This window comes from Thauera butanivorans (assembly GCF_048398245.1).
In the GTDB taxonomy this organism is placed as follows: domain Bacteria; phylum Pseudomonadota; class Gammaproteobacteria; order Burkholderiales; family Rhodocyclaceae; genus Thauera; species Thauera butanivorans.
This window is the reverse complement of record NZ_CP183038.1, coordinates 2,709,450-2,721,856: the sequence shown is the minus strand read 5'-3', so window position 1 is coordinate 2,721,856 and position 12,407 is coordinate 2,709,450. Positions and strand designations below refer to the sequence as shown.

Below are 12,407 nucleotides of genomic sequence, written 5' to 3'. Positions count from 1 at the left end.
TGAGGCTGCCGGCCTGACCGTCATCGATCCGTGGGAAGAAAGGTAATCAGCGACCTGACGGATTGCCAGTGGTAGCTCTGGCCCATAAATCGAAATCAGTCACTCGGGAATGGCCATGTCTGGCGTGACGTCGCTGAACTTCAGCACCTTGCCGCCGTGCTGTGCGGCGAAGGCCCGGGCATCGGCCTCGGTTGCGAACGAAGCGGCGGTCGGCCCCATCGAGCCCAGCCGCTTCGAGCCGAAGACGTAGAAGGCCTGGCGGGCATCGATCCAGTGGCCGGCCGGCGCGTCCCAGTCGGCCTTGCCCATGTCCTGCACGAAAATGCCGGTGACGCGGCGCGCCTGCTCCGGGCTGAGGTGGATGTTGAACATCTCCAGCGTGTCGCAGAACCAGTCGGGTTCGGCCACGCCGGCGTAATGGATCTGCGCCTTGGGGCCGGGGTAGTCGGCCAGCAGCATGCCGTCGAGCGCGCAGCTGGTGCTGCGCTCGATCTCGAGCGCGACGACCGAAGCGCTGCCGCCGTCCGTGCCGCCGCAGGCCGCGAGCAGGCCGGTGGCGACACCGGCGGCCAGGAAGCGGCGCCGGTCGAAGGATGACCGGGGGGTGTGGCGGCAGCCGTGGTGTGTGCACATGTCTGTTCTCCTGTCGCAATCTTGGGTTGTCAGGCGCGGCCCGCGCCGAGGCGGAAGCGCCAGGCGGCGATGGCCAGCGGCAGCGCGATCCAGCCGGCCATCACCAGCCCGAGCAGCCAGGGCCTGGCCAGCGCGGGCGGGAACACGGTGGCCAGGCCGTACAGCGTGCGCACGTCCTCGAGCGAGAAGATGTTGAGGATGCGGAAGACGTCGGCCGGATTGAGCAGCAGCAGGTAGGGCAGCGCCTCGCCGCCCCACTGGCCGGCGGTGACGACCAGCACGCCGAGCAGCAGCAGGTCGAAGATCAGCACGAAGAAGAACCACATCGCGATCGCCAGGCCCGAGGCGCGGGTGCGGTCGGCGGCGAACACCGACAGCATCACCGCCAGGCTGAGGAAGGCGCAGCCGAGCAGCACCGAACTGATCATGAAGCCCAGGTAGTGGTACAGCGCATTGAGGTCGAGCTGGGCCGACAGCACGACGCCGACCAGGCCGAAGCCGGCGATGGTGGAAAAGGCCAGCGCGCCGGCCAGGCCGAGGTACTTGCCCAGCAGCAGCTCGACGCGGGTGATCGGCATCGACAGCAGCAGGTCGAGCGAGCCGCGCTCGCGCTCGCCGACGATGGCGTCGAAGCCGAGCACCAGCGCGATCAGCGGGATCAGGTAGATCACCAGGCTGACCAGGCTGGCGATGGTCACCTCGATCGAGCGGAAACCCACCGCGCCCTGCTGGGCGGCGCCGAAATAGGCGATCGACAGCGCGAAGGCGGTAAACACCAGCGCCACCGCCAGCACCCAGCGGTTGCGGATGCGGTCCCAGAATTCCTTGCCGGCGATGGCGGCGATCTGCGAAAACTCCATGGTCCGCCCCTTTAGTCCGAGAAGCCGAAGAACACGTCTTCGAGCGAAGGTTCGCGCACGCCGAGGTCGCGCACCTTGTCGCCGAGCGCGGCCAGCGCGGCGATCACCGCCATCTTGGCCTCGCGCGGGCACTGCACCGCGACGTGATCGTCGCGCGCCTCGATCGCGCCCACCGGCAGGCTGCCCAGCGCCGCGCGCACCGCCTCGAAGTCCTCGGGCGCCACGCGCACGCTGAACCACAGCGGCAGCGCCATCTGCTCGCGCAGGGCCTGCACGGTGCCGCTGGCCTGCACCTGGCCGGCGGCCATGATCGCCAGGCGGTCCACCCGCTCCTGGATCTCGGCCAGGATGTGCGAGGTGATGACCGTGGTCACGCCCTGGCTCTTCAACTGGCGCAGGATGGCGTAGAAGCCGCGGATCGCCTCGGGGTCGAGGCCGGTGGTGGGTTCGTCGAGGAACAGGATGCGCGGCTGGCCGAGCAGGGCCTGGGCGAAGCCGAGGCGCTGGCGCATGCCCTTGGAGTACTCGCGCACCCGCCGCCGGGCGGCGTGGGCCAGGCCGACGCGCTCGAGCAGGGCGGCATGATTCTGCCCGGCCACGCCTTTCAGCCTGGCGAAGAAGTGCAGCGTCTCCAGCCCGGTGAGATTGTCGTACAGCACCACGTTCTCGGGCAGGTAGCCGATCTTGCGCCGCACCGCGCGGAAGTCGCCGCCGCTCACCGGCGCGCCGTCGATGCGGATCTCGCCCGCGGAAAGCGGGATCAGGCCGAGCATCATCTTGAACAGCGTGCTCTTGCCGGCGCCGTTGTGGCCGATCAGGCCGAACAGTTCGCCTTCGCGCACGTCCAGGTCGACGCCATCGACCGCGTGGATGGCGCCATAGTGCTTGCGCACGCCGCGGGCGGTGATCACCGCGCGGGTCGTGTCACTCGGAGCGGGGGAAATATCGGCCACGCCATTGGCTCCAGTCGGGGTTGTGCGGCTGCATGCGCGGTTTGGGGTCGACGATGCTGGGCGCGCGCAGCAGCGGGAACTGCTGGCCGACCAGGCGCAGCGTCTGCACCGCGGGGCTGGCCAGCAGCAGCTTCATCATCGGGTGGCGCCAGGACAGGCGGTCCACCATGTCGTTGGCTTCGTACCGGACGTCGCCGGCGCCGTCGCCGTCGCGGTCCCAGCCGAGGTAGTTGCTCCAGTAGTTGCCCGTCTGCTCGCCCCAGACCATGTCGCGGGCGCCGACGTAGCGCACCTGCTCGCGGTTGGCGATGAAGTCGTTGCCTTCGACCTGGTTGTTCTTCGAGCCCGCCCACAGGTGGATGCCGACGCGGTTGTCGATCACCGCGTTGCCGCGCAGCGCGTTGTATTCGGCATCGTAGATGAAGAAGCCGCGCTGGTTGCCGGCGACGACGTTGTTCTCGATCACCGAGTCCTGGATGGTGCGCAGCATGATGCCGTGGTCCGAGTTGGCCCAGGCGCGGTTGTTGCGCACGGTCAGGCGGCGCACTTCCATCAGCGCCAGCCCGCCGCGGTTCATCCAGCTGTCGTTGCCTTCCCAGACGTTGTCGTAGGCGTTCATGTAGTGCGTGCCGTAGCGGCTGTGGTGCAGGCGGTTGTCGCGGAACAGCGCGTCGTGCGAGACATCGACGTACAGCGCGTCGCGCACGAAGCTGATGTTGTTGCCGATGATCCGCGCGCGACGCGTGTTGTAGAGCTGGATGCCGTTGCCGCGGCGGGGCGAATCGAAATCACGCTTGCCGGTGATCAGATTGTTCTCGATCAGCACGTCGTTGGCCTTCTCGATCCACAGCCCGAACAGCGTGTAGGAGAAATCGCAGTTGCGTACCACCGCCTTGTGCGAGCCGGGGTAGATGTAGACGCCGGCATGCTGGTACAGGGTGTCGCCGCCGGAGTTGGCGATGATCAGGCCTTCGATGGTGACGTCCTCGGCCTTCACGCTGATGGTGTTTTCCTTCAGCTCGCCGTCGATCGTCGGACGGTCGATGCCGCGCAGGGTCAGCGGCTTGTCGATCAGCAGGTGGCCGAAATAGCGCGCGCGCTCGACTTCGATGGTGTCGCCCGGTGAGGCGCGGTCGATCGCGGCCTGGATGGATTCGCCTGCCTTGACCCGCCACACTTCGGCCGCGGCCGCTGGCACAGCGAGCATCGCAAGCAGGCTGGCAGCGAGCAATGCCGCCATTGCGATGTTCCGCAGGGCGGTGAGGGGCTTCATGATGCGCTCCATGTCGGGAAGTCGGCGGAGAAAAGCAATCGAGGGGCTTGCCGCCCCTCGATTCAGGCCAGGCAGCGCTGACGGCGTGCCGCGTTCAGTGCTGCAGGATCACGGACGCACGATCATGCGTGTGCGCATCTCCAGGTGCAGGGCGTGGCAGAAGTGCGTGCAGTAGCACCAGAACACGCCCGGTTTGTCGGCTGTGAAGGTGACCGACTTGGTTTCCAGCGGATTGACGGTGAAGTTGATGTCGTATTTCGGCATCGCCCAGCCGTGCGTAAGATCCTCCACCTTGTCGAGGTTGGTCAGGATGATGGTGACCTCATCGCCGACCCTCACTTCGAACTCGCGCAAGGTGTAGGCTGGCGCCATCGAGGCAATCTTGACCGTGACCTTGTTGCCGTCACGGAACACGCCGGAATCCTTCGGATCCTTCACCGCGAGCGGATGGGCGTCCAGCACGCCGACCTGGCGGGTATTGATGATGTCGCGCCGGACGATGACGAAATCGTGGGGTTCCGGATGCACCGGGTGGTCGGCCAGCAACACCATCTTCTCGCCACGGATATCGATCAACTGCTCGTTTTCCGGGTGCATCGGGCCGACCGGCAGGAAGCGGTCCTTGGAGAACTTGCAGCCCACCGCGAGGAACTGGCCGTCGGCCTCGCGGGTTTCGCCCATCGAGGCGTTGATGTGGCCCGGCTGGTAATGCACGTCGATGCGGTCGACCACGGCCTGCACGGACTTGTCGCCGGCGTAGAACTGGATCGCCTTGTCGATGTTCCACTTGACGACCTGGCTGTCCAGGAACAGCGTGGTGAAGGCGTTGCCGCGACCGTCGAAAGTGGTGTGCAGGGGGCCGAGGCCGACTTCGACTTCGGCGACCACCGCCTTGCGGACGTCGTCGAGCTTGCCGTCGAGCCAGTCGGCGACCTTGCCCACCTCGATCACGGTGCAGGTAGGCGACAGCTTGCCAGAGCAGATGAAATACTTGCCATCCGGGCTGGCATTGACACCGTGCGGATTCTTCGGCACCGGAACGTAGGCGGACAGCGCGGTGGCCGGGTCGGTGTTGGCAGCCCGGGTGCCGTCCACCACGGGCACCTTCGAGTCGCCGATGGTGGTGAACTTGCCGTCCTTGATCGCCTGTTCGACGCGGCCCACATCCAGGAACACGCAGGCGTCCATTTCGGCCGACATCATGTCTTCGTAATGTACGCCGCCTTCGGTGTTGTACTGGTTCGAGGCCGCGAAGCGGCCGTCGTACGAAGTCGCCACCAAGTCCATGTTGCCGTCGACCTTGGCCTGCCAGCGGACCTCCATGGTTTCCGCATCGACGCAGGTGAACAGGCAGAAGTACTTCGTCGGGTCGTCCAGGTCGCGGCCGTCGTTGGGTTGCGGAATGTGGAACTCATTGCCGCAGAACACGCGGGTGGTGTGGTTGATCGCAGGATCGACCGGGTCGCGCTTGTCCGGGAAGATGCCGTGGAAGCCCTGGATGTTGGGCAGCTCGGTGATCGCGTCGCACTCGAAGACGTCGCCGCGGATACGGGCGAGGCGGCCGTGGATCTTGTCGTTGACCCAGAAGTACTTGCCGTTGAAGGTACCGTCGGTGTACGAGCCGTGGATGTGGTGCGTGTCGCCCGTCATGTACTTCAGGCGTCCGTCGGGGCGGGTGCCGATGACTTTCTTCGACTCGTTGGTGATGCCCCAGCCGCTCATGCAGTCGAGGTTGAAGGTCGGGATGCGCTTGATCTCCCGGCCCGAGGGCAGGCCGAGAATGCGGCATTCGCCCGAGTGGCCGCCGGACCAGACACCGTAGTAGGTGTCGAGTTCTCCCGGCTGCATGTGCAGGTGCATGTCGCTTGCGGCGGCTGCCGGCGCACCGGTGGGGGCCGCTGCAGATGGCGCAGCGGGTGCGGGAGCCGTTTCGTTGTTGCAGGCCGACAGGCCGACCGACAGGCCGGCACCGGCCAGGCCGGCGAAGGCAGCGGTGTTCAGGAACTTGCGGCGGCTCGGATCCGGCATCGCATCGGCCGGGTTCATCTTCATTTCTTCGTTCATGATCATCTCGCTCCCTTTCTGGCTTGATCGACGCTCGTCCAGGCATCCGGCTCATGGGCCTGGCTACTGCCCGCATGAATGTCCATGACAAACGTTTCGTGGCAGTTCCTGCGGATGCACTTTAGGCCCGCCAGGGAGGGGGAGACTTGATATATGTTAAAGGATGGTTATATCGCCATGAACGAATATTCATCGGTGCGGTGGAGCAGGGGACGGAACCCGGCATGCCGGACAGCTTGAACGGCAAAAGCGCATTCCCTCGGGCGACCATCCCGAAATCCACCTGCGCCATGCGTGCATCTTGCGCGAGGAGGTTCGGGCGCTACAATTCCCGTGGCTGCCGGACCCGGCTCGGCGTGCGGGCTGTTGCTGATCGGGCACGACCGGCCTTCTGCTCTTCGGAGCCTCGAAAGTGTCCATTCCATCGGGGCTGAACCCTCATGTGCCCATCCGTTCCGGGCGCCGTACTGAAGGATGGCCATGATCCGGTTCATCGTTCTCGCCTGTCTGTGTTTCGTCGCGGCCTCGGTGCTTGCGACCTGGCTGTACGGCATCTTTGCAGCCCGCGTTCAGGGAGAGGTCTCCCACGCGCTGCCGGTCGAGGGCGGGCGGACGCTGCTCGACCGGCAGATCGGCGCCGCGACGGACGCCCACCCAGGCAAAAACGGCCTGATCCTGCTGGCCGAGAACCTCGATGCCTTTGCCGCGCGCGGCCTTTCGGCCCGCAAGGCCGAGCGTTCGCTCGATCTGATGTACTACATTTGGCATGAGGACCTGACCGGCCGGCTTCTTCTCGCCGAGGCGCTTGCCGCGGCCGGGCGCGGCGTGCGGGTGCGGATCCTGATCGACGACATCGGCACCAGCCATAGCTGGGACGCGATGATCGCGATGGCGCACCATCCGCAGATCGAGATCCGCATCTTCAACCCGACCCGGGCGCGGGAGGGCAGTCTGCGGCGTGGCATCGAAATGGCGCTGCGGGCATTCAGCGTGACGCGGCGGATGCACAACAAGGCCTGGATCGTCGATGGACGCATCGCGATCCTGGGCGGGCGCAACATCGGCGACGAGTATTTCGATGCGGCCGAAGAAACCAATTTCCGCGACATGGACGTACTGGTGATGGGGCCTGTCGTCGCACAGGCGGAAACGATCTTCGACGACTACTGGAACAGCGGCGTGGCGCTGCCGATCGACAGGCTCTCGCCCGTGCAAGACCCCAGGGCCGCACTGGAACGGATTGCCCCGGGATTGAGCGGCACCGCCGATGAGGCCGCTGCCCGCCCATACCTGCAGCGCCTCGTCGAGCGGCTCTCGCTGCTCGACCCCGGGGCGGAGCAGCCCCATTGGACGGCGAACGCACGGATCATCGCCGATCCGCCGCAGAAGGCGCTTGGCAGGGATGGCGAGAACTGGCTGATGCACGAGCTGCGGCCGGTGTTCGAGGGCGCGCGCGAACGGCTCGAGATCACCTCGCCCTATTTCATTCCCGGAGAGCAGGGCACGGCGATACTCGCCGCCATTGCCGCAAGAGGCGTTTCGGTTTCGGTCCTGACCAATTCCCTGGCCGCGACCGACGTGGCCGCGGTCCATGGCGGCTATGCGCGCTACCGTGTCCCGCTGCTCGAGGCGGGCATCAGGCTCTGGGAACTGCGCCCCGAGGATCAGGACAAGGATTTCTCCCTGCGCGGATCGAGCGGTGCAAGCCTGCATACCAAGGCCTTCAGCGCCGACGGGCGCGTGGGCTTCATCGGCTCGATGAATCTCGATCCGCGTTCGACTTCGCTCAACACCGAGATGGGGGTGCTCTTCGATTCCGGAACGCTGGTGGCAAGGATGGAGGCAGTCTGGCAGCGCGAAACCGCTCCTTCGCGCAGCTATGAGGTCCGTCTGACGCCGCAGGGCAGGCTGGAATGGAGCGCAAGCCGGAACGGGGAGCCCGTCCGCTACGACAGGGAACCCGAAACCTCGCTGCCGCGGCGGCTTGCCGCGCGAATCATCGGCATGCTGCCGCTGGAATCGCAGCTCTGAGCCGTGGATGATGGTCCATGGTGCGGCGCTCTGCTGCCTGAGTGATGACTGCCTGATCGTGGTGCCTATGGCATCGATAGAAACTAGTAACAATCCCCCGGCAGAGCCGGGGGCCTTCGTTTGTGAGCCGCTCAAAGCGGCTATGCGGGGACGCTAACGCGGCCCCTCCTCATGCGCCACCTGCTGGTGGCACGCATCACATCAGCTTGAGCTGCTCCAAACGTGCGTCCTCCTTCTCCTGGTCCCGGATGTAGCGCCGAATCACCTCTTCGTCACGCCCTACCGTCGATACGAAGTAGCCCCTGGCCCAGAAATGCTGCCCCACGAAGTTGCGCTTACGCTCCCCATACACCCGCGCAAGGTGGATCGCACTCTTACCCTTCATGTACCCAACCACCTGCGAAACCGCGTACTTCGGCGGGATCGCGATCAGCATGTGAACATGATCCGGCATCAGGTGCCCTTCCAGAATCTGGCTTTCCTTACGCAGCGCCAGCTGCCGGAACACCTCACCCAGATGCACCCTCAACCTCACATACAACGTCTTCCTACGGCATTTCGGAATGAACACCACATGGTATTTGCACTCCCAACGGCTGTGACTTAGGCTCTCAAACTCGTCCATCGTGAAACTCCCTTTTCGAGTGTGCTTGGCGGCTCACTCTGGAAGTTTCATCGATGGACTCCCGCATAAGTCAAACCTCTACTGCCACCCCGGCACAGCCGGGGGATTTCCCGGATTGGTTTAAATTTTGTTGTTTGAATAATTTCCATAAAATTCAAAAACCCATTCGAACAATGGGGCCTATCGACTAACCTGCGGCAGGAGTGCGCCATGAATGACGATACCAAGAAGTGTCCCGTGACCCAGCTGACGACCGATTTCGGTGCCCCGGTCGTCACCAACCGCGACAGCCTCACTGCCGGCCCACGTGGCCCGCTGCTTGCGCAGGACGTGTGGCTCAACGAAAAGCTCGCCAATTTCGTGCGCGAGATCGTTCCCGAGCGCCGCATGCACGCCAAGGGCTCGGGCGCCTTCGGCACTTTCACGGTGACCAAGGACATCACCAAGTACACCCGTGCCAAGATCTTCAGCGAAGTCGGCAAGAAGACCGAAATGTTCGCCCGCTTCACCACTGTGGCCGGCGAGCGCGGCGCCGCCGACGCCGAGCGCGACATTCGCGGCTTCGCCCTCAAGTTCTACACAGAGGAAGGCAACTGGGACATGGTCGGCAACAACACGCCGGTGTTCTTCATTCGCGATCCGCGCCAGTTCCCCGACCTGAACAAGGCCGTCAAGCGCGACCCGCGTACCAACATGCGCAGCGCCACCAACAACTGGGACTACTGGACGCTGCTGCCCGAGGCGCTGCACCAGGTCACGGTGGTGATGAGCGACCGCGGCATCCCCGCCAGCTACCGCCACATGCACGGCTTCAGCTCGCACACCTACAGCTTCTGGAACGCGAAGGGCGAGCGCTTCTGGGTCAAGATGCACTTCAGGACCCAGCAGGGCATCAAGAACCTGACCGACGCTGAAGCCGAAGCGCTCGTCGGCAAGGACCGCGAAAGCCATCAGCGCGACCTGTACGAGGCCATCGAGCGCGGCGACTTCCCCAAGTGGACGATGTACATCCAGGTCATGCCCGAGGCCGATGCCGAGAAATACCGCCTGCACCCCTTCGACCTGACCAAGGTCTGGTACAAGGGCGATTACCCGCTGATCGAAGTGGGTGAGTTCGAGCTGAACAAGAACCCGGAAAACTTCTTCTCCGATGTCGAACAGAGCGCCTTCTCGCCGTCCAACCTGGTGCCCGGCATCGGCGCCAGCCCGGACCGGATGCTGCAGGCCCGCCTGTTCAACTACGCGGATGCGCAGCGCTACCGGCTGGGCGTGAATCACCACCAGATCCCGGTCAACCGGGCACGCTGTCCGGTGCATAGCAACCACCGCGACGGTGAAGGCCGGGTGGATGGCAACTACGGCGGCCTGCCGCACTACGAGCCCAACAGCTTCGGCCAATGGCAGGCGCAACCGGAGTTCGAGGAACCGCCGCTGCGTCTGACCGGCGAAGCCAAGCACTGGTCCTACCACCAGGACGACGACAACTACTTCGAGCAGCCGCGCAAGCTGTTCCAGCTGATGACGCCGGCACAGCAGGAAGCCCTGTTCGGCAACACCGGCCGCGCCATGGGCGATGCGCCGGAATTCATCAAGTTCCGCCACATCCGCAACTGCCATGCGGCGGACCCGGCCTACGGTGCCGGCGTGGCCAAGGCGCTCGGCATCGACCTGGAGAAGGCGCTGGCCTCCAAGCAGGACGACCCGATGTACGGCAACCCGCTGGTGCCACTGCCCGCCTGACGTGAGGTTTTGCCCGGCGCCGAAGGGTGTCGGGCGGCAGTGTTGTTCTTCTTTCGACAGGCCGGTCCTATGCAGATAGGACCGGCCTGTTTTCATTGTGCTGCCGGCGGCATCCCATCTTCGGATGATGACGGCCCTGGGGTGCCCGTCCATTTTGGCGGATAGGCTCCGATGGGGTCTTCCTGCTTGCTGTCCGGGCGGCAAAGGCGTGACGAGTCAGGGCGGCAGCCAGTCATCGTGCGGGCATCGAAACTGGACCCAGACGCGGCAGCAGCTTCACATAGAGCAGTTCACTGACGAGTTCCACCAGCGTCTGCGCGACGATCACCGCTGGTATCAGGGGAAGGGCGCCCGGAATCGCCAGGCCCAGCGGCAGCACGACCAGCGAGTTGCGGGTGGCGCTGCTGAAGGCGACCGCCCGAGCCTGATCCGCCGGCAGCCGCCAGCCGCGCGCCACCGCCCAGCCCAGCAGCGGCGAGACGACGGCAAAAGCGATGTAGACCGGCACGACCGTGCGGACCGCATCCAGCGCCAGGCCGAGCTGGGGCGTCACGGCCGCGACGACGACGAACAGCACCGCCGCGGTAGCGGGAACGGGGAACAGACCCAGCAGGGCTGCCGCTTTCGCGCCCGTTTTGGCGCGGGCGGCCCATGCCTGGCAGGCGGCCGCCAGTGCCAGCGGCACCGCGATCAGCCAGGTGAAGGCATGCAGGAAGGGCTCCCATTGCACGATCCGGGCCGCGCTGTCGCCGAGAAACAGCCCCAGGAAAACCGGCAGCAGCAGCATCTGCGCGGCCAGCAGCACCGGCGTGGAGGCCAGCAGCGCGCGGGCATCGGCACGGCCGAGATGGGCGAAGGTCACCACATAGTCGATGCACGGCGCCAGCAGTACCAGCAAGGCGCCGGTGCGCAACAGCGGATCGTCCGGCAGCCAGTTCATCAGCACCGCCACCAGTATCGGCACGACGATGAAGTTCGCCGTCAGCAAGGCGCCCAGGAAGCGCACGTTCGCCAGGGCCTGGCGCAGCTCGATCAAGGGCACTTGCAGGAAGGTGACGAACAGCATGAAGGCGAGCAGGGGATCGATCGCCGGTGCCAGTGCCGCCGTGCCCGGCAGCAGCCATGCCAGCGCGGCGGCGAGCAGCACGGCGAGGAAATAGATGGCAACCTGCCGGGATTCGAGTCGTTCCCGCAGCGCGGCAGCAGACATGTCGATCGGTCCTGAAGATCGGCGCCACGGCAGATCCCGCCATGGAGGTGGGCAGGCAGCCATGGGCGGACAGCGGCTGCCGGACGGGAAGGAGCCACGCCGAAGATGATGAAATCGTCGGGCGATTCTACCCGCGTCTTCTCCACTGGCCGATGGCCTTCCGGCACCAGGCCGGTCAGCAGGGCCGATACCGCATCGGCTTGGTCGATCATGGTCACGATGGCCTGGGCTCCGCCCATGGCCCAGAGCCTGGCGGCGGCATCTTCCCGGCGGTTGTCGATATAAGACATGCGCACCCAGCGCCAGCGCATCCGCGGCGATGCCGCCGCGGCCGATCGCCACGACCCTGAAGCCCATCCGCCGCGCATACTGCAGCGCCATGTGGCCGAGGCCGCCGATGCCCAGCACCGCGACCGTGTCGCCGGCCTGCGCGCCGCATTTCTTCAGTGCATTGAAGGTGGCGACGCCGCCGCCGACATCCCAGACTGCGCCCGTCACCCAGCCCGCCTTGTCCGAGCGCAGGAAGACGATGGCTCCGGCGAGTCCTGCGGCGTGCCGGCACGGCCGATGGGGTGTTCATCCGCAGCAACAGCGGCCGCGCCAGGCTCGTTGCCACCGACACGGCCTTGCGTGGCCATGCGGGCTTTCCGAGCTGGGAGAGGTGGTTGCGGAAGATGGGAGTCGCCGGCTTGGCGGCTTCACGCGGTCTGAGGATCAACAACTCCGCGGCAGTCCTGCAGGCTGCGATCGAGGGCCGGGGCGTGGCGCTCGCCCGCAGCGTGACGGCCCATGACGATCTGGCATCCGGCCGGGTGCTGCGGCTGTTCCCCGGGGTCCGCTTCGCTTCCGAGCTGGCCTACTACGTCGTGTATCGACCGGAAAGCGCCGGTATGCCGAAGCTGTGGGCATGCCGGGACTGGCTGCTGCGGGAGGCAGCTTCGGGCGAGCAGGCCTTCGTGGGTGCCTGACGAGCGCTTACAGCAGTTATTAGCCTTGCTGATTTATCAAGGCAGGGGTT

10 protein-coding genes are annotated in these 12,407 nt (G+C 65.6%); 3 read left to right on the top strand and 7 right to left on the bottom strand.

Annotated elements, in window-relative coordinates; all coding sequences use genetic code 11:
* Positions 1-99: 99 nt before the first annotated feature.
* The 5 genes from ACNQFN_RS13250 to nosZ all read right to left on the bottom strand — a co-directional run bounded on the left by ACNQFN_RS13250 (position 100) and on the right by nosZ (position 5,783).
* Positions 100-633: a nitrous oxide reductase accessory protein NosL gene (locus ACNQFN_RS13250; RefSeq protein WP_418646732.1), complete on the bottom strand. Its 534-nt coding sequence runs from the start codon at positions 631-633 to the stop codon at positions 100-102.
* 29 nt (positions 634-662) lie between these two features.
* Positions 663-1,493: an ABC transporter permease gene (locus tag ACNQFN_RS13245; protein WP_068636620.1), complete on the bottom strand. Its 831-nt coding sequence runs from the start codon at positions 1,491-1,493 to the stop codon at positions 663-665.
* 11 nt (positions 1,494-1,504) lie between these two features.
* Entirely contained in the window at positions 1,505-2,446 is a 942-nt protein-coding gene (locus ACNQFN_RS13240; RefSeq protein WP_068636619.1) for an ABC transporter ATP-binding protein, read from the bottom strand.
* Positions 2,418-3,719 carry a nitrous oxide reductase family maturation protein NosD gene (locus tag ACNQFN_RS13235; RefSeq protein WP_418646731.1) on the bottom strand — a complete coding sequence of 434 codons (1,302 nt, stop codon included), beginning with the start codon at positions 3,717-3,719 and terminating at the stop codon, positions 2,418-2,420. Before ACNQFN_RS13235 ends, ACNQFN_RS13240 begins: the two co-directional genes overlap by 29 nt.
* A 108-nt stretch (positions 3,720-3,827) precedes the next feature.
* Positions 3,828-5,783, bottom strand: coding sequence for a TAT-dependent nitrous-oxide reductase (gene nosZ, locus ACNQFN_RS13230; protein ID WP_418646730.1), 1,956 nt, complete (start codon positions 5,781-5,783; stop codon positions 3,828-3,830).
* 480 nt (positions 5,784-6,263) lie between these two features.
* Here nosZ and ACNQFN_RS13225 point away from each other — a divergent pair, with 480 nt between their 5' ends.
* Entirely contained in the window at positions 6,264-7,814 is a 1,551-nt protein-coding gene (locus ACNQFN_RS13225) for a phospholipase D family protein (protein WP_418646729.1), read from the top strand.
* Positions 7,815-8,010: 196 nt separating this feature from the next.
* Here ACNQFN_RS13225 and tnpA read toward each other — a convergent pair whose 3' ends face one another.
* Positions 8,011-8,439, bottom strand: coding sequence for an IS200/IS605 family transposase (gene tnpA, locus ACNQFN_RS13220; protein ID WP_418646728.1), 429 nt, complete (start codon positions 8,437-8,439; stop codon positions 8,011-8,013).
* A 210-nt stretch (positions 8,440-8,649) separates the two neighbouring features.
* Between tnpA and ACNQFN_RS13215 the strand changes: the two genes are divergently transcribed.
* Positions 8,650-10,179 carry a catalase gene (locus tag ACNQFN_RS13215; RefSeq protein WP_418646727.1) on the top strand — a complete coding sequence of 510 codons (1,530 nt, stop codon included), beginning with the start codon at positions 8,650-8,652 and terminating at the stop codon, positions 10,177-10,179.
* 232 nt (positions 10,180-10,411) lie between these two features.
* On the opposite strand, the gene ACNQFN_RS13210 is transcribed toward ACNQFN_RS13215, so the two are convergent.
* Entirely contained in the window at positions 10,412-11,389 is a 978-nt protein-coding gene (locus tag ACNQFN_RS13210) for an arsenic resistance protein (RefSeq protein ID WP_418646726.1), read from the bottom strand.
* Positions 11,390-11,961: 572 nt separating this feature from the next.
* Between ACNQFN_RS13210 and ACNQFN_RS13205 the strand changes: the two genes are divergently transcribed.
* The gene (locus ACNQFN_RS13205) at positions 11,962-12,357 is read left to right on the top strand and encodes a LysR substrate-binding domain-containing protein (protein WP_418646725.1); all 396 of its coding nucleotides are present in this window, start codon (positions 11,962-11,964) and stop codon (positions 12,355-12,357) included.
* Positions 12,358-12,407: the final 50 nt, after the last annotated feature.